This is a genomic window from Vibrio sp. S234-5, from assembly GCF_000960595.1.
Classification (GTDB): Bacteria; Pseudomonadota; Gammaproteobacteria; order Enterobacterales; family Vibrionaceae; genus Vibrio.
On the sequence record NZ_JZAM01000237.1, the window covers coordinates 161343 to 185747 of the forward strand.

Annotated in this window: 22 protein-coding genes; 8 read left to right on the forward strand and 14 right to left on the reverse strand. The window is 52.2% G+C overall.

Annotated elements, in window-relative coordinates:
• Positions 1-77 precede the first annotated feature (77 nt).
• From UF06_RS15115 to UF06_RS15160, 10 genes are all read right to left on the reverse strand, one after another.
• On the reverse strand, positions 78-992 hold the full coding sequence (locus UF06_RS15115; RefSeq protein ID WP_193157528.1) for a zinc ABC transporter substrate-binding protein: 915 nt from the start codon (positions 990-992) through the stop codon (positions 78-80).
• Between the two features lie 4 nt (positions 993-996).
• Positions 997-1875 carry a metal ABC transporter permease gene (locus UF06_RS15120; protein WP_045571175.1) on the reverse strand — a complete coding sequence of 293 codons (879 nt, stop codon included), beginning with the start codon at positions 1873-1875 and terminating at the stop codon, positions 997-999.
• Complete coding sequence (locus UF06_RS15125) at positions 1872-2636, reverse strand: metal ABC transporter ATP-binding protein (protein WP_045571176.1); 765 nt, start codon at positions 2634-2636, stop codon at positions 1872-1874. The genes UF06_RS15120 and UF06_RS15125 overlap by 4 nt, the downstream gene beginning before the upstream one ends.
• On the reverse strand, positions 2633-3541 hold the full coding sequence (locus tag UF06_RS15130) for a zinc ABC transporter substrate-binding protein (protein WP_226972195.1): 909 nt from the start codon (positions 3539-3541) through the stop codon (positions 2633-2635). Before UF06_RS15130 ends, UF06_RS15125 begins: the two co-directional genes overlap by 4 nt.
• 32 nt (positions 3542-3573) lie before the next feature.
• Positions 3574-4161 (reverse strand): hypothetical protein, encoded by a 588-nt coding sequence (locus UF06_RS15135; protein ID WP_045571178.1) that lies wholly within the window; start codon positions 4159-4161, stop codon positions 3574-3576.
• Complete coding sequence (locus UF06_RS15140) at positions 4145-4441, reverse strand: hypothetical protein (protein WP_045571179.1); 297 nt, start codon at positions 4439-4441, stop codon at positions 4145-4147. The genes UF06_RS15135 and UF06_RS15140 overlap by 17 nt, the downstream gene beginning before the upstream one ends.
• Positions 4441-5262, reverse strand: a complete 822-nt coding sequence (locus tag UF06_RS15145) for a DUF4198 domain-containing protein (RefSeq protein ID WP_045571180.1) — start codon at positions 5260-5262, stop codon at positions 4441-4443. The genes UF06_RS15140 and UF06_RS15145 overlap by 1 nt, the downstream gene beginning before the upstream one ends.
• Before the next feature lie 48 nt (positions 5263-5310).
• The gene (locus tag UF06_RS15150) at positions 5311-5820 is read right to left on the reverse strand and encodes a DUF2271 domain-containing protein (protein ID WP_045571181.1); all 510 of its coding nucleotides are present in this window, start codon (positions 5818-5820) and stop codon (positions 5311-5313) included.
• A 28-nt stretch (positions 5821-5848) separates the two neighbouring features.
• The gene (locus UF06_RS15155; protein WP_045571182.1) at positions 5849-6475 is read right to left on the reverse strand and encodes a PepSY-associated TM helix domain-containing protein; all 627 of its coding nucleotides are present in this window, start codon (positions 6473-6475) and stop codon (positions 5849-5851) included.
• Between the two features lie 200 nt (positions 6476-6675).
• Positions 6676-7041: a YacL family protein gene (locus tag UF06_RS15160; protein WP_045571183.1), complete on the reverse strand. Its 366-nt coding sequence runs from the start codon at positions 7039-7041 to the stop codon at positions 6676-6678.
• Positions 7042-7155: 114 nt separating this feature from the next.
• Here UF06_RS15160 and UF06_RS15165 point away from each other — a divergent pair, with 114 nt between their 5' ends.
• Positions 7156-8292, forward strand: a complete 1137-nt coding sequence (locus UF06_RS15165; RefSeq protein WP_045571275.1) for a glycerate kinase — start codon at positions 7156-7158, stop codon at positions 8290-8292.
• A gap of 58 nt (positions 8293-8350) precedes the next feature.
• Here the strand turns inward: UF06_RS15165 and acnB are convergent, their stop codons facing one another.
• The 4 genes from acnB to hrpB form a co-directional block, all read right to left on the reverse strand.
• Complete coding sequence (gene acnB / locus UF06_RS15170; RefSeq protein WP_045571184.1) at positions 8351-10948, reverse strand: bifunctional aconitate hydratase 2/2-methylisocitrate dehydratase; 2598 nt, start codon at positions 10946-10948, stop codon at positions 8351-8353.
• A 268-nt stretch (positions 10949-11216) separates the two neighbouring features.
• The gene (locus UF06_RS15175; RefSeq protein ID WP_045571276.1) at positions 11217-13496 is read right to left on the reverse strand and encodes a patatin-like phospholipase family protein; all 2280 of its coding nucleotides are present in this window, start codon (positions 13494-13496) and stop codon (positions 11217-11219) included.
• 103 nt (positions 13497-13599) lie between these two features.
• Positions 13600-15963 carry a penicillin-binding protein 1B gene (gene mrcB, locus UF06_RS15180; RefSeq protein ID WP_045571185.1) on the reverse strand — a complete coding sequence of 788 codons (2364 nt, stop codon included), beginning with the start codon at positions 15961-15963 and terminating at the stop codon, positions 13600-13602.
• Entirely contained in the window at positions 15960-18422 is a 2463-nt protein-coding gene (hrpB, locus tag UF06_RS15185) for an ATP-dependent helicase HrpB (protein ID WP_045571186.1), read from the reverse strand. Before hrpB ends, mrcB begins: the two co-directional genes overlap by 4 nt.
• Before the next feature lie 66 nt (positions 18423-18488).
• Here hrpB and sfsA point away from each other — a divergent pair, with 66 nt between their 5' ends.
• The 7 genes from sfsA (at position 18489) to panC (ending at position 24398) form a co-directional block, all read left to right on the forward strand.
• The gene (sfsA, locus tag UF06_RS15190) at positions 18489-19205 is read left to right on the forward strand and encodes a DNA/RNA nuclease SfsA (protein ID WP_045571187.1); all 717 of its coding nucleotides are present in this window, start codon (positions 18489-18491) and stop codon (positions 19203-19205) included.
• 131 nt (positions 19206-19336) lie between these two features.
• Positions 19337-19783, forward strand: a complete 447-nt coding sequence (gene dksA / locus UF06_RS15195; RefSeq protein ID WP_045571188.1) for an RNA polymerase-binding protein DksA — start codon at positions 19337-19339, stop codon at positions 19781-19783.
• A gap of 62 nt (positions 19784-19845) precedes the next feature.
• Positions 19846-20727 (forward strand): tRNA glutamyl-Q(34) synthetase GluQRS, encoded by an 882-nt coding sequence (gluQRS, locus tag UF06_RS15200; protein WP_045571189.1) that lies wholly within the window; start codon positions 19846-19848, stop codon positions 20725-20727.
• Between the two features lie 79 nt (positions 20728-20806).
• Complete coding sequence (gene pcnB, locus UF06_RS15205) at positions 20807-22174, forward strand: polynucleotide adenylyltransferase PcnB (protein ID WP_045571190.1); 1368 nt, start codon at positions 20807-20809, stop codon at positions 22172-22174.
• Positions 22171-22656: a 2-amino-4-hydroxy-6-hydroxymethyldihydropteridine diphosphokinase gene (gene folK / locus UF06_RS15210; protein ID WP_045571191.1), complete on the forward strand. Its 486-nt coding sequence runs from the start codon at positions 22171-22173 to the stop codon at positions 22654-22656. The genes pcnB and folK overlap by 4 nt, the downstream gene beginning before the upstream one ends.
• 23 nt (positions 22657-22679) lie before the next feature.
• On the forward strand, positions 22680-23474 hold the full coding sequence (gene panB, locus UF06_RS15215) for a 3-methyl-2-oxobutanoate hydroxymethyltransferase (protein ID WP_045571192.1): 795 nt from the start codon (positions 22680-22682) through the stop codon (positions 23472-23474).
• A gap of 12 nt (positions 23475-23486) precedes the next feature.
• Positions 23487-24398, forward strand: coding sequence for a pantoate--beta-alanine ligase (gene panC, locus UF06_RS15220; RefSeq protein ID WP_045571193.1), 912 nt, complete (start codon positions 23487-23489; stop codon positions 24396-24398).
• The last annotated feature ends 7 nt before the right edge of the window (positions 24399-24405 follow it).

The following is a 24405-nucleotide window of genomic DNA, read 5'->3' on the forward strand; positions in this document are numbered from 1 at the left end:
TAAATGATAATGGTTATCATTTTATCAACAACCTTGACCGATGCAATAGTGGAAAATCATTAATATTATCGATGAGTTTATCTTGCAGCCTCTTGCTCAAGCGCTTTAATCCGCCAGCGCTCAATCGTGACGCCGCTTTTACTCGAACCAAGACGCGAGACGGCATCTACCTGCAAATAGTGCGAAAATTCAGGTAACAGCTCGCGCAATTTGGGGCTCACTGGGCGAGTTGTCGCGATCCAGAGATTGGGGTTGAGCGCGATCCAAGCTCTGATCTGCGCCACATCTTGCGCATCCCATTCCAACTCCGATTTTGCCTGTACGCCTTGCACATGCAAACTGTACCCGGCAGCAAAATCAATCAAGGCTTCATCCAGCAGCAGCACACTTTCAATATCTTGTGCCATCAATCGCTGCTGATTGGTCAAAATCAGTTGCTGAACTGCCAGCGCAATTTCGCGCTGATTGTGGCGGATCTGTGTTTGCCACTTGGGGAAAACACGTTGTAGGTCATCACTGAGGATGCCAAGCATGGTGACTAAGTTGGCTGGATTGAGCCACACATACGGAGAGACCTGCTGTTGGTACTGCACCAACGCCACCGATTGCGCCCTTGGTAACAGCGACTGGGCAGAATCAATCTGGATCACGCCAATATTGTGCTGACGCACCTGCGGGAAGATCGGGTCTTGTGGCCACACCGAACGAATCGTCACCACCGCTTTGGCGTCTTTCGCGGCCTGAGCCACTGCCTCTTGCTCGGCCTCGAACCAGGCTTGATGGCGCGACATGCTAAAACGCGGTGACGGCAGGTAACGCACCTCCACCTCAGTATGCTTAAGCAAATCGCTCGCCAGCCAATAATTGACGGGCAGTGACGTGAGCACGCTTTCCTTAGCAAAGGCAGGCACAGACAAGCTCGCCAAAGCACAACCAAGCAACAAAATTGGCGAAAGAAGGCGCGTCATACGCGCTGGCAATAATTGTTTCATCGTATTATCCATTGGGCCTCATCACGCGCCACAGAGTAGCGAGCACAAAGAAGCAGGAGGAGAGTAAAATAATTGCAGCGCCGGAAGGTAGCGGCCATTGATAGAGCACAGGCAGCAGCGTACCGCCCAAGCAGGCTAAGGTCGCTAACAGTGCCGACAGCAGCACAAAGCGGCGGTTATCTCGCGCTATCAGGCGCGCCGTTGCACCGGGGATGAGCAGCAGCGCGCCAACCAGCACAGCGCCAATCACTTTCACCGCCACAATCGTCACTAAGGTGATCATCAGCACAAACAAATAGTCATAAAAGGCGACACTGTGGCCGCGCACTTTCGCCACATCTGGGCTGAGGCAGCAAAGCAAAATGCGGTTGTAGGTAAAAAACAATACCAGTAACACAGTAAAGCAGACCAGAGCCAGCAGCGCGATATCCTGCTCGGTCACGGTCAGAATCGAGCCAAACAGCACATTTTCCAGCAAGTGGATGTTGATTTTACGCGCCACGTACATCAGCAGCGCCGCTCCGAGCGCCAGCGCGCAAGACAAAAACACCCCAACCAAGGTGTCATATGGGACCTGAGTGCGGCTGCGCACATAGTGCAGCATCAAAGCAAAAATCAGGCAGAAGCTGAACAAACCGATCATCGGCGATTGCGGATCTTCCCCGAGCAAGATACCGATGGCAATACCAGTAATGGCCGCGTGCCCGACCGCTTCGGAAAAAAACGCCAAGCGTTTGGCAATCACCAAGGTGCCTAAGCCGCCCAGCAGCGGACCCAAAATCACGGCGGCAATCAGCGCGTTGAGCATAAAGGCGTACTGAAAGCTCTCGGCCAACCACCCCTGTTGCACCGCTTCCATCAGCCAAGTTTGCAGACTGCTCATGCCGCTTTTCCTCTTTCGAGCAAGCGCTGTTGCGAGTGGTGTTGAAACAAGCGCTCCAGCTTATCGACACTCAACACCTGCTGCACACTGCCAGAATCGACCATGGCACGATTGACCACATGCACCTGACCGGGTGTATGTTGCAAAATGCGCTTTACAGCGGAGATATCATGGTGAACCGCGAGCAAGGTCACCCCTTGTGCGACTAATTGGGCCATCAACTGCTCTAAATATTGCACCCCTTGCTCGTCCATTCCGGTCGCAGGTTCATCCAAGATCAACAGCTCTGGCTCGTGCCACAAGGCTTGGGCAAACATCACCCGCTGTAGCTCGCCGCCCGAAAGCTGACCAAGGCGTAAATGGGCGCGTTGCTCCATCCCCACCCGAGCGAGCGTTCGGTAGACCAAGGCTTGATGACTGGCGTAGCTAGGCAGCCATTTTTGCAAAAACAGCGGCGCGCGGCTGATGTTCAACAGCATAAAATCGAGCACGCTGATCGGCAGGCTGGATTCAAACAGCGCTTTTTGTGGCACATAACCAATACGCTGCTTAGCCTCTGAGGGCCAATGCAGGGTGATCTTGCCATCAAACGGAGTTAACCCCATGATGGAGCGCAGCAACGAGGTTTTACCCCCGCCGTTCGGCCCCATAATCAGATGGCACTGCCCGGCGGCAAAACGATGATTCATCTCGCTCAGCACAGGCTGCTGGCCATAACGCAGCGCTACGCCACACAGTTCAATCTCTGGCCCGTGTTTCATGCCGACTCTCCGGCGGCCAAGCGACTGGCGTAGCGAATCGCTTCGACTAATGTCGCGGTGTTTTCCGCCATCTCTCGTTGCACCTTGTCGCGCTCAAAAGCGCCGTGAGTCATATGAGAAAAACGGTACAGTTTCACCCCGGTCTCGCGCTCAATGGTTTCGACAAAGCGATTGGGCATTTCAAGTTCGTAAAAAAGCACGTTGATGCCAGAGCGGCGGATCTTTTCGATCGTCTCTTGCAGTTGACTGGCGCTCGGCTCGACACCGTGAGCAGGCTCGATCACCGCACTCACTTCAATCCCAAACTCTTGCAGGAAGTAGTTGTAGGCGTTGTGCGTGGTGGCCACTTTCAGCGCCTGCACATTGTCATCGCTCAGTTGCTGCATCGCCTGAAACTTCATTTGTCTCATCTGCTTGGCAAACTGGCGCGCGTTGGCAAGATAAAACGCGCCGTTGGCGGAGTCTAACTTCGCCAGCTCTTGCGCGATGGTGTAAACCTTTTGAATCGAGGTTGCGATGCCAACGAATGTGTGCGGATTTTTCGCCCCACTGCCGATACTCGCCCCCATTGCCGCCAGCAGTGGCACATTTTGATTGGCATAGATGACCGCCAAGTCGCTACGCTGCGCCGCATCAAGCACTTTGATCGCATAGTCATCATGACCAATGCCATTGACGACAATCACGTCCATTTGCTGCAAGCGCAGTAGATCCGCTGGCTGAGGTTGATAGTTGTGCGCGTTAAAGCCTTCGTCCACCAGCGGCAGAACCTGCGCTTTATCTTGAACTATGGTCGAGACATAGCTGTAGTAAGGGTGCAAAGTGATGCCGATGGTCAGCTTGTCACTGGCCGTGGCAGTGCCGATGAGCAGCAGGCCAAGACAAAACGTCATCGCTCGGCGCATTAGTGGAAGATATCGCATCGAGTCATTTCTCCTCAGTGAATATGCGGTTGCGGGGCCCAGCGTTTCCAGCCAGTCGAGATCCATTGCAAAGGTGCGTGAGTGGCAAAATCAGCGCGATTAGGGGCACTTTCGTCGGGCAAAAACCAGATTTGCACTTGCAGCTCATCGTCATACCAGATCAGCACATGCCCGGTGCCCTGAGCACGAGTCGATTGGCCGAGATACCCCTGACTCAACCGCTGCCATTGGTGCGCGCCGAGAAATTGCCAACTGGCATCAGCGACAAAAGGGGCGATGGCTTGCTCGGCAAGCCACTTGACTTCAGGCAGTTGCCCATGGCTTTGCCAGTAGTCGCGCAGCTCATAGTCGGCCAGTGACAGTTCCGTCACCACGCTTTTCTGCTTTTCATTCAAGGCCTCATTAGGCAACTGCCAAGTGGGCGCATTGACTGAAAGCGCCCCCTCTGCCGGGTAAAAAACGCGCAGAGCCAACCACGCGCAGAGTAAGATCAGCGCTATCGCAGCAACAACCCAGCGCGTCTCTTGGTCGCCGCGGTTTGCGCGCACTGGCACACTAATGGCCTTGCTCTGTGGCTTTTCTATCTCAAAGCTCAACGCCATCAACCTCAACCGCGGACTCATGCCCCGGATCAAAGACGATGTAATAATCGCCGCTTGGTAGGGTGAAAATCACGTTTGATTTCTCGTCCGTCTTTTGGCTTTCAAGCAGCACATCGTCGTAGCTAAACAGGCGAATGGTTTCGTTACTGGCGGTGCTGCCATCGCTGTAACCCGCTTGGCAGTGAATTTCATTGCCTTGCTTGCTGCACTCCATCAGAGGAAAGTGCGCTAATGCGCTGGCACTGAACATTGCCGTGGCGAACGTGAAGCCAACACGCATCACTTCAACACCACTTCAAAGGTCAGATGAATGCTAGAGCGCGCTTCATCGGCCATGGCATCATTGCTCAGTGGGCTGGTGTGTCCAGCAATCAGCAGATAACGCCCCGCTTTGCTTGGGGTAAAACGCACTTTTCCGTCTTGATCGCTGCGCAGCATCACCGCTTCTTGCTGGTTACGGTATAAAGTGCCGTCTTGACGAATTTCCGCTTCCACCCCAGCTTGTGGTTGACCATTGAAGAAGAATTGCATCTCGATTGGCTCGCCTTCAATCATGTCAGCCGGGTGAGTCACAGGCACCAGTTCTAGATAGCGATTCTCCAAGGCGAACACTTGCGTTGAAGGCTGATTGACCGTCACATACGCTTCGGTGCGATTAAACATCAAGGTACTTTTGACATTTTCTGCCCCTTCAGGTAACTGCGCGGCGCGGTCAGCTTTACTGGCACGAATGCGGCGCGCGGTTTCACGTTTGCCGATGGTGTAACTGGTGAAGTACATCGGTTCGCCCGTCAGCGCCAGCTTGTGTGTACCGGCTTCGCTAAAGAAAAAATCAAAGCTGGATTTACGCTTAAATTTGGCGCTAAAGGCAAAACGTTCACGCTTGCCAGAGGGGGTGAGCACGTAGCCGGAATCCACACTCAGCGGCTTGTCAAACACAAACGTGCCATGCGAAGCCGTCGCATCGGTGGTGATCCAGTCGCCCTCTTGTGAAGAGATGCTGAACTCGCTCGGCAGCAGCCAGCGAGGATGAGCCGAAGCCGCGCCAGAGGTCAGCGCAGCAAGTAGTAGTAAACCGGTCGAAAATTTACGGTTAAACATAATCCTTTCCTATTGATGAATGGTTGCTCACGAGCCGCTGGTTGCGGCTTAAGGCTGGTAAGAGAGCCGAACTTGGCCCGTTTCATGCGTCGCATCAAGTTGATAGTTGACTGGCGCTTGGCTTAGGTTCATCGGCTGGCGAATCACATCTCGCCCGCCATGTTCGCGCACCACTTCGGCAAAGAAATGATACTGGCCGTGCGCAAGCTCGTTGCCTTGCTGATCTTTGCCGTCCCATTGCAGGCGATATTGCCCTGCTGGTCGAGTGGCTGAAGTGATGGCATCCACCAGATCACGATCGTAGCGGCCCACTTTTCGCCACCACTGACGCAAGTCTTTCAGCCAGGTATCGTCTTTTTGCCATAGCGCGACGGTGCGCACTGGCTGGCCTTGGTCGTCTTCAATCCACACCGCGACATAAGGTCTGGCGTACATGCCACCCTCGATTTTCGGCAAGCTAAACTCAATCTCCAACGTGCCAAGAGTTTTGGCCTGTAGTGGTGAGCAAAACGCCGCCAGCAGAAACAAGGCGCAGCCTTGCTTGATTAATCCTTTCATATTTTTCCTATTGCATTATTTGAGTGCGTTATGGCACCAGCCAAAGGTAAACAGCGACCGTCAATAGCAACCCAGCCGAGCACCAGCGCAGTGCGTAGCTCAAGGTGCTTTTTTTCGGGAGCAGCAGCGCCACGCCAGAGAGGATAAACACCAACATCAGCAGCGCCGACGCATCGATCAACCACTTCCAAGCTTCACCGCTGTGACGGCCTTTGTGCAGATCGTTCAAACGTGCAACCCAGCCATAGTCGGTGACGTCAAGCTCTGCCTGCGCGCTCACCAAATCGATAAACAGCGCCGCGCTGTAACCGGGCGCATTAAAGCTGGCACTCACCTCGCCCTGTTTAAGCGTTTCACCTTCGTATCGGCTATAGATATCCAGATCCGACATCGCGCCCGGAATAAACGTCTGCTCGGTCAGAAATTGCGCTAAGGTGCGTTTATCGACGGCCACTTTGCCATTTTGAAACAGCAGTTCCTGTGGAATGCTCAACTGAACAGAAGAAGATTGAGGTTGGCTGGAAACGAACAAATCTGGGCGATTCAAGGTAATGCCCGTCAGCGCAAAAAACAGCATCAAGCCAAGCAAGGCCATGGAAACGTAGATGTGCAGGCGGCGAGCCCACAGCTGAAAAGCGCGGTGTTTATAAAACATAATCGGCGAGCAACAAACATAATTGGTCAAAAGCTATATGATAATCACTATCACTTGTATTTAATTTACATTATTTACGTTTGCTGTACTGTTCGCAGCGAAGGAGAGCAATAGCTGCTAACAACGAGCGGGGAGGAAAAAACCGGAAAAGAAGAGAAAAGGCGCTCTACCTCAGATACAGAGATAGAGCACCGAAAAGGTTAGCGTTGAATAAATTCCAGCCATTGCAGCATTAGTTGTTCAAAATCTTCTAAGCCGCAACAGGCGATACTTTCGCTCTCATACAACTCAAACTCGCTCTCTTCGTCGTCGTACGCCATCAGCAAAGCGTTGTCTTGAATGGTCACTTCATCACCGCAGATGAGCAAACTGATCTCAGGGCCTGTTCTGCTCCACTCTTTCGCGCTGTTGACTCGGGCTTGATCAAGCAAAGCCAGTACCTCTCGAACTTTAGCCTGATCTTTCCCCATCTCCTCTTGCACCCAGCGGCCGAGGATTTCATGACCCATTGAACAATGGCAGTAGTAGCTACCATCCAGCACGTTTTTCTTAAATTCGTAATCCATCTTTTTCTCTATTGATGACGATCTCGGGTGATATTATCGGGAAATTGCCCACAAGACGCCACTGCCAAGATGAAGCAAAACCATCCGCCCCTTCAGCAGAGGGTAAAAAATACGCTGAAAATCGTCATTGCGCCGGACTCCTACAAAGAAAGCTTAACGGCAATGCAGGTCGCCATCGCGATTGAAAAAGGGTTTCAGCAAGTCTTACCCGATGCCCAATACATCAAACTGCCCATGGCCGATGGTGGTGAAGGCACCGTGCAATCCTTGGTTGATGCCACTGGCGGCACCATCATCAAGCACACAGTAATCGGCCCACTTGGTCACCCTGTTGGTGGCTTTTTCGGCTTACTCGGTGAGGGAAAGACTGCGGTGATTGAGATGGCGGCGGCTTCTGGCCTTCATCTTGTTACGCCTGAGCAACGCAACCCGCTCATCACCACCAGCTATGGTACGGGAGAGCTGATCAAAGCCGCACTCGATCACGGTGTAGAACACATTATTGTTGGCATCGGCGGCAGCGCGACCAACGATGGTGGCATCGGCATGGCGCAAGCGCTGGGCACCAAACTGCTTGATGCTCAAGGGAAAGCGCTTGGCTATGGTGGTGGTGAACTGGCTAGATTGGCGACAATCGATTGCAGCGATCTCGATCCGCGTTTAGCTGAGGTTCACATAGAAGTGGCGTGCGATGTTGATAACCCACTGTGCGGCGAAAAAGGCGCGTCTGCAGTATTTGGCCCGCAAAAAGGCGCAACCCCTGAGATGGTTACGATCTTGGATGAAAACTTGGCACACTACGCTGCGATCATCAAACAGCAATTGGGCAAGGATGTTCGCGATATGGCGGGCGCAGGTGCAGCCGGTGGCATGGGTGCGGCGCTGCTAGGCTTGCTCGACGCAGATCTTCGCCCGGGTATTGAGATTGTGATGGATGCGGTTCGCTTAGATGAGATCGTTACTGATGCGGATCTGGTGATCACCGGAGAAGGCCGTATTGACAATCAAACCATTCACGGCAAAACGCCAATCGGAGTCGCTCGCACGGCGAAGAAGCACGGCTTACCGGTTATTGGCATCGCGGGGTGTCTCTCGGCCGATTGCGGTGTGGTGCATGAACATGGCCTCGATGCCGTTTTTGCCGTGGTCAATAGCCCAGTCGATTTACCTACCGCGCTGGCAGAAGCGGCGGAAAACGTAGAGCTGACGGCCAGAAACGTTGCCGCTGCTTTTTGTATGTCGCGCCGTTGAACTTTGCTTAACGTAAAAAAAACCGCTGAAGATTCAGCGGTTTTTTTATCAGTGACACTTAAGCCGGCTGTTGGAAAATCACCGTGTCGGCTTTTTTGGTGTACTGCCCCATCAGGTGGAAGTTGAGGTAACGGTAGGTATCTGCCGCCGTTGCATCCAACTGCTTCGCGTACTCCATGTACTCTTCCACCGTTGGGATACGGCCAAGAATCGCGCCGACCGCAGCCAATTCTGCTGAGGATAGATACACGTTCGCACCCGTACCTAAACGGTTCGGGAAGTTACGTGTCGACGTTGACATCACCGTCGCTTTGTCTGCTACGCGGGCTTGGTTGCCCATACATAGAGAACATCCCGGCGTTTCAATACGCACCCCAGCACGACCGTAAATACCGTAGTAACCTTCTTCAGTCAGTTGGTCACGATCCATCTTGGTAGGTGGTGCAATCCACAGACGCGTATCCAGTTGGCCTTTGAACTTCTCTAGCAACTTGCCCGCAGCGCGGAAGTGGCCAATGTTGGTCATACACGAACCGATGAACACTTCGTCGATTTGCGTGCCTTGAACATCAGAGAGTAAACGAGCATCATCCGGATCGTTTGGCGCACAAAGAATTGGCTCTTTGATCTCTGCTAAGTCGATTTCAATCACGTGAGCGTATTCTGCATCGCTGTCTGCTGACATCAATTCTGGGCTTGCTAACCACTCTTGCATCGCAACGATGCGGCGCTCGATGGTACGGCGGTCGCCGTAACCTTCTGAAATCATCCACTTCAACATCACGATGTTCGAGTTGAGATATTCTTCGATCGACGCTTGAGACAGTTTCACCGTACAGCCTGCTGCAGAGCGCTCAGCTGACGCATCAGACAGTTCAAATGCTTGTTCCACCGTCAGATGTTCAACCCCTTCGATCTCTAGAATACGACCAGAGAACTCGTTGATCTTACCCGCTTTTTCTACGGTCAGCAGGCCTTGCTTGATGCCGTAGTAAGGAATTGCATGGACCAAATCACGCAGTGTGATACCTGGCTGCATTTCGCCTTTAAAGCGCACCAAGATAGACTCTGGCATATCCAGTGGCATCACACCGGTCGCTGCGGCAAACGCCACAAGACCAGAGCCTGCAGGGAATGAAATGCCCAATGGGAAACGAGTATGCGAGTCACCACCGGTACCTACAGTATCAGGCAGTAGCATGCGGTTTAACCAAGAGTGAATAACACCATCGCCAGGGCGCAGTGACACACCGCCACGGTTCATGATGAAATCAGGCAAGGTGTGGTGCGTATTCACGTCGACAGGTTTTGGATACGCTGAGGTGTGACAGAAAGACTGCATCACAAGGTCTGCCGAGAAGCCAAGACACGCCAAGTCTTTGAGCTCATCACGCGTCATTGGGCCAGTAGTGTCTTGCGAACCCACTGTGGTCATTTTAGGTTCACAGTAAGTCCCAGGGCGAATGCCTGTCACGCCACATGCTTTACCGACCATCTTCTGAGCAAGCGTGTAGCCTTTACCCGAATCGGCAACGTCTGCGGGTTTGCGGAACACATCTGAAGGCGCGAGACCTAGAGATTGACGCGCTTTCTCAGTCAAACCACGACCAATGATTAGCGGAATACGGCCACCAGCGCGTACTTCATCAACCAGTACATCGGTTTTTAGTGAGAATTCAGCGAGAACATCACCTGTTGCATGGTTGGTCACTTTACCTTGATATGGGTAGACATCGATCACATCGCCCATGTTGAGCTTGGAGACATCCACTTCAATTGGCAGTGCGCCAGCATCTTCCATGGTGTTGAAGAAGATAGGAGCGATTTTGCCACCCAACACATATCCGCCAGCGCGTTTGTTGGGTACGTAAGGAATGTCATCACCCATAAACCAAAGCACGGAGTTGGTTGCCGATTTACGCGATGAACCGGTCCCCACAACATCACCAACATAAACCAATTGATGGCCTTGTTCTTTCAGTGCTTCGATTTGCTTGATTGGACCGATGCTGCCTGGCTGATCTGGCACAATGCCATCACGTTCGTTTTTCAGCATCGCTAACGCGTGCACTGGAATATCAGGGCGAGACCACGCATCTGGTGCTGGTGATAGGTCATCGGTGTTGGTTTCACCAGTGACTTTAAAGACGGTAAGGGTCACTTTCTCTGCCAATTGTGGCTTAGATAGGAACCACTCTGCATCGGCCCAAGATTGCAGCACTTGCTGTGCGTATTGGTTACCCGCTTTAGCTTTTTCTTCAACGTCGTAGAACACGTCAAACATCAACAGTGTATGAGACAGCGCTTCAACCGCGATTGGCGCCAGCGCCTCGTCATCAAGCAGCGCCACTAGCGGCTCGATGTTGTAACCACCTTGCATGGTGCCGAGAAGCTTCGCAGCGTGCTCACGGCTCACCAGAGGAGAACTCGCTTCACCACGAGTAATGGCCGCAAGGAAACCGGCTTTCACATAAGCCGCTTCGTCAACACCGGGTGGGATGCGGTTTTCCAGCAGGTCGAGAAGACATTCTTCCTCACCTTGTGGGGGATTTTTTAGAAGTTCAACAAGTCCGGCAACTTGTTCTGCGTCCAGAGGTTTAGGAACAACTCCTTCTGCGGCACGCTCTTCGACGTGTTTACGGTAGGCTTCAAGCACGACTTTTTCCTCTCATTGCGGTTCCTCCTTTATTAATACTATTTGTCCAAAGTAAAGGAGTGAACATCCATGGAAACTTGGCTCCCTATTGCCCATGTTTTCATTCAATTCTGATTGAGAAACAGCGCCGCAGAGGCCAAACTGTGGGCAGCAGAATAGCAAATTTAACGAGAAATTAAAATCTCCTCACTTTGACCAACATAGCAAGTTAAGACTAAAGTCCCATAATTTTTAACTATTTATTTGCCCTGTTTTCGCAGATGGCTGATCAACGATACGACGTACCGATGATAAAATAGACAGCATCCAGTTGCTCTTCAGTCCTTGCATAAGCAAGCACAATTGGACCTATCGGCGAATCGATCCCTGCAAAAATCGATGCGGCATTGTACAGTGGTGCCTCATTAAGTTTGAGTGTGGTATCCGACCAGACGCCACCATATTCCAGCGACGCGCCGAGGTAGACAGGCGCTTCAAATAAACCAAAATCATTGTCAAACCAGCGATAACGATAAATCAAGCTGGTAAAAAACTTGTTCTGACCAATCAAGCTATTACGCGGAATACCCGACAGATTCAAGAAGCCGCCAATACTTTTCGGATCCAGCGGTGTGTAGTCATTTTTGCTTTCGACAATCTCATATTCGGCGCTTGCGACCAAAGTATGACGCTGATAACTCTGCGCTACCTTACCTAGCAGCGACAGTTCATACACAGTGTCGCTGGATGATTTACCAGTGAACTCCGACTCAAACATTTCCGGGCTTTTATCATGAGACACCAGATATTCAAGATCTAAGTACCATCCCGAGGTTGGCAGAGAGTAGTCATCCAGTGTGTCTAAACGATACTGGGCAAACGCCCCTAAGCGCTGAAAGTTCGCGCTACCTGCCGAACCTAATGTTGTGACTTCAATATCCCCTTTATTAAACCGGCCTCCGAGCTTGAACTCCTGCCACAACTCAGGTTGAAAACCGATGGCTAACTCAGTGGTAAATTGGCTGTAAGTAAAAGGGAGGAAATCGTAAGCGGCACTTAAGCTCGGCTCATCGAACTCAGTGACTGGAACATTTCTCTTATCGCTGGTGTAACCCAGCTTGGCGGTGGAAAAAATGTCTTGGCTAGCGCGAATTGGCGTGTAGAGCTCAGCCTCCGCCAGTTTATCCGTTCCCATTTCCAAATTGATGGTCAGCTCAGCCCCTTGCGAATTGAGATTGGTAAAGTTGGTTGAAAGCCCTACCCCGTATTGGCTCTCAGTGGTGAAATCATCTTCGAGGAAAAAACGGAAGTTGACGTAATTCGGGCCCCAAGATTTCTCTTTAACGTCCATCACCAGTTGGTTAACGCCCTCGCGCTCTTGATAATGGTAAGAGACCAGCTCAAAACGATCTAATGCGTAAAGATTTTCGACTGCGGCTTCCACCTCTTGCGTCTTCAACACCTGACCAGTTTTCAGATCGAGGCGATTACTGAGTAATCGGTCGCTGTAATGCGTGTTGTTGAGCAGAACAATCTCCTCGATTGGCATCTGATCACCGTAAACCAACTTACGACGCGCCCGCTGCTTTTGCTCCACATAACCTTGATAGTCAGCGTTGGAGAGTGCCAATGACTTAAGCACCTCCTTTAAACTGTAAGTGGCATTGTAACCCGCTTGGTAGGCTTCAGGCATTTTGTCAAACTCAGTGGTTTCCATTTTGCCCACTTGCGGGCGCAGATAGATATCCTGCTCCGTCAGGCTGGCGGCTTGACGCTGGGTACTGCGCCGCACCAGATAGTTCGACAGCTGATCGGCGACAACCAAAAAGGTGGTGAAATCTTCACGGCTTTTGTAGTCGGTACTGATGTCTACCGCGATGACAATGTCCGCTCCCATCGCGCGGGCAACATCGACGGGCATATTATTGATCACGCCGCCATCCACCAGCATATGACCATCCAGCTCATAGGGAGGCAAAGCGCCGGGTACCGACATACTCGCCATCATGGCATCGACCAACTGTCCTTTGTCGATCACCACCTCTTTGAGTTCAACAATATCGGTCGCTACCGAGCGGTACGGGATGGCCAACTCATCAAAGGAGTTGAATTCATTAAGGTTACCGGTGGTTTCGCGCAGAATTCGCAGCATGTTTTGCCCTTGGACAAACCCACGTGGCGTGCGCACTTCACCAAAACGTAAGCCAAGGTCGGTCCGCAGTTGGTAGCGGTCTTCGGATTCTTTGTCACGCACACGGCGCTGACTGCGCTCTACCCGATCGCGATAGCCGCTATTCCAATCGACGGTGTAGATAAAACTTTCAATTTCATCCGCGCTCATCCCCGTGGCATACAAGCCGCCAACATAGGCACCCATACTGGTGCCGGTGAGATAATCAACTGGGATGTGCATCTCTTCAAGCGCTTTGAGTACACCGATGTGCGCCGCACCTTTTGCCCCGCCGCCAGCTAAAACCACAGCGATTTTGGGTCGTTTAACCTCTTTAATGGGCGATTCGCTGTCGGCCGAAGCCAAAGATGAGAGAACAAAACTAAGAGGAAAGAGCAACCAAACAGCAAGAGTCTGACGAGCGGATTTCCATTTATTCACTGTTTGCTGCTCCTTTTTTCGCAATAACATCCGTTTTACAACGGATTGACAGCGCGAACAATCACCAATTCAGTAATTTATTCAACCAATTGCCCGATTGCTCACATTGACGCTTCAGCGACTCATCTTTATCCCATACAGGCAAGGTAAAGGTTTTTTCTGCACAATCGAGCACCAATGCCCCAGCGGGCTGCTGTTTGTACCCCATGGTGGTGATCTGCGTTGGCCAAGGCAGCGACAGTTTTTCAGGAATGCGCAGCTTCAAATATTCCGCATAGACGCGTAGCGCGCCGCTAGAACCCGTCAGCTTGGTCGGTTTGTTGTCATCACGCCCCAACCAGATGGTGGTGACTTCACGCCCGTCGACACCGACAAACCAACTGTCGCGGCTATCGTTACTGGTGCCCGTTTTCCCCGCCAGTGCCGCCCAAGCAAACTGATTTTGCAGATAGCGGCCAGTTCCCTGAGCGACCCCTTGTTTCATCGCATAGGTGGTCAGCCATGCCGCCTGTTCATCGACCGCAAGAGAAGATTTCGGCAGTGATTGGTACAGCACGTTGCCATCGAGATCGACCACGGAGCGCAATGCCGTGAGCGGCGCTTTGCGACCGGAGTTGGTCAAGGTTTGGTACATCTGCGCCACTTCAATCGGCGTGAGCGAAAATGCGCCCAAAAACATCGAAGGCACCGGGCGAATTTCATCACGCTTGACGCCCAGTTTCTCTAGCGTTTGCGAGACATTTTCAATCCCCAGTTGCATGCCAAGTCGCACGGTCGGCACATTAAGTGATTTCGCCAGCGCTAAATAGAGCGGCACATCGCCACGAAACTGACGATCAAAATTGCGCGGCTCCCACACCGAGCCTTTACTGCCCTGCAAACTGAGCGGCGTGTCTTGCAGCGTGGTCGCCAAGTTATATTTCTCAGGCTGAGACAGCGCAGTGAGATAGACCGCCGGTTTGACTAAAGAGCCAATCGGACGGCTGGCGTTGATTGCTCGGTTAAAGCCATCGTAGCCTGTACGTTTGCCACCGACCATGGCACGAATTTCACCGCTATGCCGATCGACCGCCACCGCCGCTGCTTCAAGCGCCTCTCCCGACACTTTTTCCAGATCGGGCATTTTCACACCAATGGCGAGTTCAAGTTTCTCTTGTGACACGGGATCGAGCGAAGTAAACACGCGCAGACCGATCTCACCACGAAAAGCCTCGCCCACTTTCTGTTTCAGTTCCATTGACAACTGCTGAAAATACGCGGGCTGCCGGCTGGCGATACGAGGCGTCTGCTGAATATCCAGCGGGCGGCTGGCCGCTTGTTCGTAAGCCTGGGCACTGAGCAGCCCTTGCTGCATCATCAGACGCAGAACCAAATCGCGACGCTCTTGCGTCCGCTCTGGAAAGCGCACTGGGTTGTAGTAAGAAGGCCCTTTGACCATACCGACCAGCATCGCTAGTTGGTCGATACGCAGTTCTTGGATCGGCTGACCAAAGTAGTAACGCGACGCCAAAGCAAAACCGTGGATCGCTTGACTGCCACTTTGTCCTAAATACACTTCATTGAGATAGGCTTCTAAGAGGCGATCTTTGCTGTAGCGATAGTCGAGAATTAACGCGATATACGCTTCACGCAGTTTGCGCCACAAGGTGCGATCTTGAGTTAAAAACAGGTTTTTCGCCAGTTGCTGAGTCAAGGTACTGCCGCCTTGCACGGTTCTGCCCGCTTTGATATTGACCAACATGGCGCGCGCTATTGCCAGCGGTGAAACGCCATCGTGCTGATAAAAGTGGCGATCTTCGGTCACAAGCAGGGCATCGACGATGATTTCCGGAAATTGCTCGCGGCGCAGAAAGAGCCTTTGCTCTTCACTGTCTTTTTCCAACATTCCCAGCATCTTCGGCTCTAAACGCAGATACCCCAGTTCGCCTTTCGATTCGAGCGATTGAATGCGATTGAGCGTGCCTGAGTCAAAATGCAGCATCACGTGGCGATCCGGCTCAGGGCCATCGGCAAATTCGAACGGACGGCGAATCAATTCAATTTTACTGCTTGAGGCGGCGTACTCTCCCGGGAACTTGGGTTGGCTAACTTTGCGGTAGTTGAGTACGTCCAGCTCGTTTTGCAACTCCTGACGGGAAAAGGCATCGCCGGGCGAAAGCGTTAAGATGCGCGCGTATACCACGGTTGGGAGATCAAACAACTGCCCTTCAAAACGCTGTTTAACCACGCTATCAAGATAAATGCCGATAAACACCAGCAGCGCCATCAGCGCCACGGCGCATTTCCAACTAAACGACCACAACATACGTAGCCAACGGCGTTTCGGTGTTTGCCCTGAGGCTGGACGGCGAGGCGTACCACTGCGCTTGCTTTTTTGCGGCGCTTTTTTCTTCGCGTTGTCAGTGCCTTTTACTGCTTTACTCATGAGTTTAACTGTCTTTTGGTTTTCGTCGTGGCGATATGGTTGGCAGGGTCATCCGGCCATACGTGTTTGGGATACCGCCCTTTCATCTCTTTTTGCACTTCTTTGTAGGCACCAGCCCAAAAGCCAGCCAAATCTTGCGTCACCTGCAAAGGACGACGCGCTGGAGAGAGTAGCTCAAGGGTTAATTTTATCCGCCCTTGCGCTACGGTTGGCGAAGTGCTCTCGCCAAACATCTCTTGCATGCGCACTGAGAGTACCGGGCAAGCGCCTTCTTGGTAGCGGATCGTCTGACGCGTACCAGTGGGTAATAAATATTCCTGCGGCAACCAGGTGTCCAACTGCTGGTTGAGCGGCCAGCCCAAACGCGCATTGAGCGCCTCACAGAGCGCAATTTTGCCCAGATCTTTCACTGACGTGAGATGATTCATGTAGGGCGCCAGCCAGCTTGGCAAATCATTCAGCAGACTGGCGTCATCCATGGCAGGCCACGTTTGCTCAGGTAGCCATTCAATGGCGCAGCGAATGCGTTGCAACAAGGTTTGGGCTTTGGGCGTCCAGTCTAAACTATCCAGCCCTTTGCGGCGTACATAGCTGAGTAAAGCCTGTGTCATTTTTTCCCTGCCCGGCTGGGGCAGTACCTCACGCGCCACAATCAGCTCGCCGATGCGCGTCTGCTTTTCCGCCACTAAGCGCCCTTTGTTTTCATCCCAATCGACCTGCTCAGAGGCTTGCAACAGCGCTGGGTGGTACTGTTCAAGCAGCGGTAAGCAGAGTGGCGCCGCCTGTTGGATCTGGCTGGCATTGCCACCACTGCGCAGCAGCTCAGCCGCGACCAGATAGTCGCTGTCACCCAACGGATCGTCTTCTCGCAGTTCGCCGCCGTGGCCATTTGCCAGTACGTAGCGCCCATTTTGCTTATGTCGTCGCTGCGCGACTCGATCTGGATAGGCAAAACTCATCGCAACCGCCAGCAAAGGTTCTTCGACCTCACTCAGCGCAAAAGTGGTGGATAACTTACTGGCGAGAGTCGCAGCGCGTTTGCTCAACTGATTTTTTTTCGCATGTTTTCCACTTTGCCAGCGATGCAAACTGTGACCAAGATGAGTACCGTTTTTCTCCGGCTCTTCCAAAAGCGCAGCGGCGGCAATCGCACTTTGCAGCAGTGCGTGGCTTTGCTTTGCACAAGCAATCAGCATAGCGGCTAAACGCGGCGCTAACCCGAGTTTCTGTGCCAAAGCACCTTGCGCAGTCAGTTGATGGCCTTTCACCAATCCGAGCTGCGTCAACAAGTTTTTCGCTTGTGCTATTGATGCTGCGGGCGGAATGTCCAGCAGCCTCAGCGCCTTCGGCTCACTAACGCCCCACTGCGCCAGTTCCATCATTAAAGCAGAGAGATCCGACTGCATAATTTCCGCCACGGGGACGGCGGGCATTTGCTGAAACTGGCTTAGCGAATAAAGACGCACGCAGATGCCCTCTTCGATTCGTCCAGCGCGGCCTGCACGTTGAATGGCTGAGGATTGCGCGATGCGTACTTGCTCAAGACGTGTCAGCCCGGTTTTGACATCAAATCGGGCCACGCGCTCAAGGCCACTGTCGACCACTAAGCGAATCCCTTCAATCGTGAGCGAGGTTTCAGCGATATTGGTCGCCAGCACCACTTTGCGCTCACCAGGCTTGGGGGCTTGTATCGCCTTTTGCTGCTCATCAAATGGCAACTGACCATATAAAGGGCAGATTTGCACCGGTTCGCTCAGGTGAGCAAGGCGCTCTGCCACTTGCTTAATGGCACTGACTCCGGGCAAAAACGCCAGTATAGAGCCAGATTGCTGGGCGAGTAGCTGTTCGATGGTTTTGCTCATCGCTAGGGGTAAATAATCATTGGCCCCCAGCGGCTGATAGCGAATCTCAACCTCAAAAGCGCGCCCTTGCGATTGAATGAAGGGGGCATCAGGCAGTAAATTTTGCAGCGCATCGTGATCGAGCGTGGCCGACATCACCACCAGCTTGAGATCGTCGCGCAGCGCCTCTTGCACTTCCAAGGCGAGCGCCAATGCCGTATCGGCGTGGATGCTGCGCTCATGGAATTCGTCAAAGATCAGCATATCCACGCCCGAGAGTTCAGGGTCGGATTGAATCATCCGCGTCATCACCCCTTCCGTCACTATCTCCAGTTGCGTGGCCGCGCTGACTTTACTCTCGCCACGTACCCGATAGCCAACTCGCTGCCCGACCGCTTCACCCAGCTGCTTGGCCAGATAACTGGCAATATTGCGCGCCGCCAAACGGCGAGGTTCAAGCATAATGATCTTGCCGATCACGGCCCGGTTTAGCAGCAGTTGCAACGGGAAATAGGTGGATTTACCTGCACCGGGGGCTGCTTTGAGGATGAGCTGACTGTGTTGAGCAACCGCCGCGAGCAGTTCTGGCATCACGGCTTGGATGGGCAATTGTGACAATGGAGGATCCTTATGCTTAAATGGCGGCCACATTGTACATAAAAACCAGCCTGTCTAAATACGCAAATGCAATTCCAACCCAAGTTACAAGCCGCTACTTTACAAAAGCGCTATAAACGTTTTCTCGCTGATGTGACCTATCAAGACGGCAGCACCGGCACCATTCACTGTGCCAACACGGGCGCGATGACGGGCTGTGCGACCGCTGGCGATACCATTTGGTACTCAACCTCAGACAACCCGAAACGCAAATACCCACACAGCTGGGAGTTGACTGAAACCGCACACGGTGAGCGGATTTGCGTCAATACCGCCAGAGCCAATCAACTGGCCGTCGAAGCGATTGAAAACGGCTGGATCGCTGAGCTGCAAAACTATGACCGACTGCAAACCGAAGTGAAGTACGGCAGTGAAAACAGTCGAATTGATATCCTGCTCAGCACACGCGACAAAGCAACGTGTTATATAGAGGTCAAAAGCGTCACGCTGCTCGAACCGAGCGAGCCAGGGCAAGGCTATTTCCCTGACGCAGTGACAACTCGTGGGCAAAAACATCTGCGGGAACTCACAGAAATGGCACAAAATGGAAACCGAGCCATACTTTTGTTTGCTGTTTTACATTCAGGTATTGAAAAAGTTTCGGCGGCGCTCCATATAGACGCCAAATATTCCCAATTACTCAAACAAGCACAAAAAGCCGGAGTTGAAATCCTCTGTTATAAAGCAGAGATCAGCAATACAGAAATCAGACTCAATTCTGCTATCGAGTTTCTCGACAGATAGAAAAATGATGTGATGTTCACATTGACATCAAGTTTACGATTGATAGTTTGCCAGCACCGCCTCTTTCTGCTATAGATACCCGCCTAAAATTAGCTGCTTAGCAGTTGATAGGTATAAGTAGGAGATGCTGTATGCCAGAATCGAAGAAAAAAGCGCTAGGCATCCTAGCCATTGCCGGTGTGGAGCCGTATCAGGAAAAGCCTGGTGAAGAGTACATGTCACCAGACCAAGTGATTCACTTTAGAAAGATTTTAGAAGCTTGGCGTAACCAGCTCAGGGAAGAAGTCGATCGTACTGTGCACCATATGCAGGACGAGGCAGCGAATTTCCCCGATCCAGTCGACCGCGCTTCACAAGAAGAAGAGTTCAGCTTAGAGCTTCGCAACCGTGACCGTGAACGTCGCTTGATCAAGAAGATTGAGAAAACGTTAGACAAGATCAACGAAGATGACTTCGGTTTCTGTGAATCTTGCGGTGTTGAGATCGGCATTCGTCGCCTTGAAGCGCGCCCAACTGCCGATTTGTGTATCGACTGTAAAACCCTTGCAGAGATCAAAGAAAAGCAGATGCAGGGTTAAGTCACCTGATATCCGATCGTAAAGGGAGCACATGCTCCCTTTTTGTTTTGAGATCAAGAACTATGAGTTACATCGGTCGTTTCGCTCCCTCTCCTTCCGGTCCGCTCCATTTTGGCTCGCTGATCGCCGCTCTTGGCAGCTATTTCCAAGCCAAATCGCACCATGGTAAATGGCTGGTACGCATTGAAGATCTCGATCCACCCCGAGAAATGCCCGGGGCAGCAGATCTTATTTTAAAAACACTGCAAACCTACCATCTTTACTGGGATGGTGAGGTGGTGTACCAAAGTCAGCGTCATGCGCTCTATCAAGCACAAATTGCTCACTGGCTCGCTTCAGGTCAAGCATACTACTGCCAGTGTACGCGCAAACAGATCAAAGAAGATGGCGGCTACTATCCAGGCACATGTCGCAACTCGGGCCATAGCCAAGGGGCGATTCGGTTGAAAATGACGCACCCTGTGAGCGCTTTTGTCGATTTAAAACACGGTAAAATCTCCATTCCCGCTGCACTGGTGGATGAAGATTTTATTATCAAACGCCGAGATGGCTTGTTTGCTTACAATCTTGCTGTTGTACTGGACGACATTGACCAAGGCGTGACGGAAGTGGTGCGCGGCGCAGATCTCATCGAGCCAACCGGCAGACAGATCAGCTTGTACCAAATGCTTGGCCAGCCGCCGGTGCGCTATCTGCACTTACCGCTGGCCACCGATCACAGTGGCAATAAGCTCTCCAAACAAAATCACGCCAAGGGGATCGATTTGCAAAACCCAGCGGCCCTGATTCTGGAAGCGATGACGTTCCTCGGCTTCAAGTGGGATGAACAGCTAGAATACGCCAGCATTGACGAAATTCTTCGCTGGGGAGTAGAAAACTGGCAACTGACACAGCTACCCGACACATTGAAGATCACTGCACGATTCTCAAACGGTACTGTGTGAGCTATTATAAGCGCCAAAATCAAGCCAAATTGGCGTAAAACCTAACCAATGCAAAGGGGTTAACGGCCTCTTTTGCCAAATGCACATGAATAAAAACGAAAATACACCTTGCAGTCCCAGCTCTTGCCCGGAACTCGCTTTAAATGTGATTACTCGTCAAGAGCACAATATTTCACGCAAGCAGATCAGCGACAATGCGTTGAAAGTGCTATACCGACTTCATGGCGCCGGCTTTGACGCTTATTTAGTGGGTGGAGGCGTGCGAGATCTACTACTCGGCCAAATACCGAAAGATTTCGATATTGCGACCAATGCAACGCCAGAGCAACTTAAACATCTGTTTCGCAACTGCCGTTTAATTGGCCGCCGCTTTCGTCTGGCGCACATTATGTTTGGTCGCGACATTATCGAAGTGGCGACTTTCCGTGGTCACCATCAAGACGCCGATTCGCCAGTCTCGCAGCAATCCAAACAAGGCATGCTGCTGCGCGATAACGTGTATGGCACCATTGATGAAGACGCAGAACGCCGTGACTTCACCATCAACGCCATGTATTACAACATCGCCGACTATTCGATTCATGATTATGCCGGCGGCGCGGAAGATCTTGAAGACCGCTTGATCCGTCTGATTGGCGATCCGCAAACCCGTTATCGCGAAGATCCGGTCCGCATGTTGCGCGCGATTCGCTTTGCGGCCAAACTCGATTTTGACATCGAAGAAGACACCGCCGCTCCAATTGAAGAGATGGCGCCTTTGCTACGCGACATTCCTGCGGCACGTCTCTATGAAGAGTCACTCAAGTTACTGCAAGCGGGATGCGGGTTGGAAACCTACCACCTACTGCGCGAGTACAACCTATTTCAGCAGCTTTTCCCAGCCATTGCCGCCCATTTCACCGAAGATTACGTTTCGCCGACTGAGCAGATGCTGGATCTGGTATTAGACTCCACCGACATGCGCATCGACGAAGGCAAGCGCATCAACCCTGCCTACATGTTCGCCGCTATGCTGTGGTATCCGATGCTGGCGCTCGCAGACAAACTGATGGAAGCGCACAACTTGTGCCACTACGACGCCGTCATGGAAGCCAGCAATCTGATTTTGGATGAGCAAGTGCGCTCTATCGCCATCCCGCGTCGCCATACCGCCACCATCCGTGAGATTTGGCAATTGCAACTGCGCATGCCAAGGCGTAACGGTAAACGCGCTTTCCGTTTGATGGAGCTGAATAAGTTCCGTGCCGGCTTTGATTTCCTCGAAATGCGTGGTGAGATCGAAGGCGGAGAAACCGAGAAACTGGCCAAATGGTGGGCAACATTCCAAAACGCAGGGCGCGAAATGCGCGTCGCGATGGCCTCCGATCTCGATGGCAAACCCGGCTCTAAACCAAGCCGTAAGCGCAAATCCTCTTTCCGCAAGAAAAAGGACAAACCGCAGTTATGATTCGTGCATATATCGCGATCGGCAGTAATCTTGCCGATCCCATTGCCCAAGCCAATCGTGCTATTGCGGCCTTGAAAAGCTTACCAAACAGTGAGCTGGTCGCGGTATCTCAGCTTTACAGCAGCACACCGATGGGGCCACAAAATCAGCCCGACTACATTAACGCCGTGGCTGAAATCCAAACCGAATTAACGCCTTTGCAACTGCTCGATTGCACCCAAGCGATTGAACTGGAACAAGGGCGTGTCCGTAAAGAAGAGCGCTGGGGACCAAGAACCCTAGATCTCGACCTCCTTCTTTACGGCAATGAGGTGATCGACTCCGAGCGGTTAACCATTCCCCACTATGGAATGAAAGAGCGTGAATTCGTTCTTTACCCACTCGCCGAAATCGCACCAAATTTAACCCTCCCTGACGGGACCAGGCTCGCTGATCTTCTCACTCAGGTGGAGAGAAACGGCCTCGGTATTTGGCAATCATAGCCAACTCCTAGTAAGGAAAAATCATGAAAAAAATTACCATTAATGACCTGATGAAGTGGAAGCAGGAAGGTCGCAAGTTCCCAACTTCCACCGCGTACGACGCGAGTTTTGCTCAGTTGTTCGAAAGCCAAGAGATGCCAGTATTACTCGTCGGCGATTCACTTGGCATGGTGTTGCAAGGGCACTCCGATACTTTGCCTGTCACTGTTGACGATATCGCTTATCACACCCGTTGTGTTCGCACTGGTAGCCCTAACTGCCTGCTCATGGCCGACATGCCTTTCATGAGCTATGCCACACCCGAACAAGCGTGTGACAACGCCGCCAAACTGATGCGCGCAGGCGCAAATATGGTAAAAATTGAGGGCGGTGACTGGCTGGTGGACACGGTCAAGATGCTGACCGAACGTGCCATCCCAGTGTGTGCTCACCTTGGCCTGACACCACAATCCGTCAATATTTTTGGTGGTTATAAAGTTCAAGGCCGCGAACAAGATAAAGCCGATCGCATGGTGAAAGATGCGCTTGCGCTACAAGAAGCAGGCGCGCAAGTCGTGTTGCTTGAGTGTGTTCCGGCTTCGCTGGCGGCGCGAATTACTCAAGTGCTGGATGTTCCGGTGATTGGTATTGGCGCCGGCAATGTGACCGACGGTCAGATCTTGGTTATGCATGATATGTTTGGTATTTCAGCCAATTACATGCCAAAATTCTCGAAAAATTTCCTAGCGGAAACCGGTGATATGCGTAAAGCGGTCGCCTTGTACATGGAACAGGTACAGGCAGGCACGTTCCCAGATGACGCACACACCATTGCATAGAGGATAGAGTAGATGCAAACCTTTGCCGACATTGCAGCCCTGCGCGATCAGCTTCGCACCTTCAAGCGCGAAGGACGAAAAATTGCTTTTGTTCCCACCATGGGCAATCTGCATGAAGGTCACCTGACCTTAGTGCGTAAGGCTCGAGAGCACGCCGAAATTGTTGTAGTGAGTATTTTTGTCAACCCGATGCAATTTGAGCGTGCGGATGACCTCAACAACTACCCAAGAACGCTGGATGAAGACTTGAGTAAACTCAACTCGCAAGGCGTCGATCTGGTCTTTCCCCCAACCGCCGAGATGATGTATCCAGAAGGTCTCGATAAACAGACCGTGGTCGACGTTCCTGGTCTTTCTAGCATGCTGGAAGGCGCCTCTCGTCCCGGGCATTTCCGTGGTGTCGCTACCATAGTGACCAAACTGTTTAATATCGTGCAGCCGGATGTCGCTTGCTTTGGTGAGAAAGATTTCCAGCAGTTGGCGATCATTCGCAAAATGACCAGCGATCTGGCGTTAGATATTGAGATCATCGGCGTGCCGACAGTGCGTGAAATGGATGGTCTGGCGATGAGCTCGCGCAACGGTCTGCTGACGATCGACGAGCGCCAACGGGCACCAGTTCTGGCTCGCACCATGCGTTGGATCAGCAGCGCGATCCGCGGTGGACGCGACGATTATGCGTCGATCATCGAAGATGCCAACGACCAACTGCGCGCGGCCGATTTGCAACCGGATGAGATCTTTATCCGTGATGCGCGCACGCTGCAAGCGATCAATGCCGACACCACGCAAGCCGTGATCTTGATGTCTGCTTTCCTTGGCAAAGCACGCCTGATTGATAACCAAGTGGTTGAGCTCAATAAAGAGAGCAAAGAAGAAGCGGAGCCTACCGCCGCCACTTCAAGCAACGATACCAATAGCTAAGCTGGCG

Coding starts and splice junctions, on each gene's coding strand:
- UF06_RS15115 (WP_193157528.1), bottom strand. CDS start 992: ATGAAACAATTATTGCCAGCGCGTATGACGCGCCTTCTTTCGCCAATT.
- UF06_RS15120 (WP_045571175.1), bottom strand. CDS start 1,875: ATGAGCAGTCTGCAAACTTGGCTGATGGAAGCGGTGCAACAGGGGTGG.
- UF06_RS15125 (WP_045571176.1), bottom strand. CDS start 2,636: ATGAAACACGGGCCAGAGATTGAACTGTGTGGCGTAGCGCTGCGTTAT.
- UF06_RS15130 (WP_226972195.1), bottom strand. CDS start 3,541: ATGCGCCGAGCGATGACGTTTTGTCTTGGCCTGCTGCTCATCGGCACT.
- UF06_RS15135 (WP_045571178.1), bottom strand. CDS start 4,161: ATGGCGTTGAGCTTTGAGATAGAAAAGCCACAGAGCAAGGCCATTAGT.
- UF06_RS15140 (WP_045571179.1), bottom strand. CDS start 4,441: ATGCGTGTTGGCTTCACGTTCGCCACGGCAATGTTCAGTGCCAGCGCA.
- UF06_RS15145 (WP_045571180.1), bottom strand. CDS start 5,262: ATGTTTAACCGTAAATTTTCGACCGGTTTACTACTACTTGCTGCGCTG.
- UF06_RS15150 (WP_045571181.1), bottom strand. CDS start 5,820: ATGAAAGGATTAATCAAGCAAGGCTGCGCCTTGTTTCTGCTGGCGGCG.
- UF06_RS15155 (WP_045571182.1), bottom strand. CDS start 6,475: ATGTTTTATAAACACCGCGCTTTTCAGCTGTGGGCTCGCCGCCTGCAC.
- UF06_RS15160 (WP_045571183.1), bottom strand. CDS start 7,041: ATGGATTACGAATTTAAGAAAAACGTGCTGGATGGTAGCTACTACTGC.
- mrcB (WP_045571185.1), bottom strand. CDS start 15,963: ATGAGTAAAGCAGTAAAAGGCACTGACAACGCGAAGAAAAAAGCGCCG.
- sfsA (WP_045571187.1), top strand. CDS start 18,489: ATGCAATTCCAACCCAAGTTACAAGCCGCTACTTTACAAAAGCGCTAT.
- dksA (WP_045571188.1), top strand. CDS start 19,337: ATGCCAGAATCGAAGAAAAAAGCGCTAGGCATCCTAGCCATTGCCGGT.
- gluQRS (WP_045571189.1), top strand. CDS start 19,846: ATGAGTTACATCGGTCGTTTCGCTCCCTCTCCTTCCGGTCCGCTCCAT.
- pcnB (WP_045571190.1), top strand. CDS start 20,807: ATGCACATGAATAAAAACGAAAATACACCTTGCAGTCCCAGCTCTTGC.
- folK (WP_045571191.1), top strand. CDS start 22,171: ATGATTCGTGCATATATCGCGATCGGCAGTAATCTTGCCGATCCCATT.
- panB (WP_045571192.1), top strand. CDS start 22,680: ATGAAAAAAATTACCATTAATGACCTGATGAAGTGGAAGCAGGAAGGT.
- panC (WP_045571193.1), top strand. CDS start 23,487: ATGCAAACCTTTGCCGACATTGCAGCCCTGCGCGATCAGCTTCGCACC.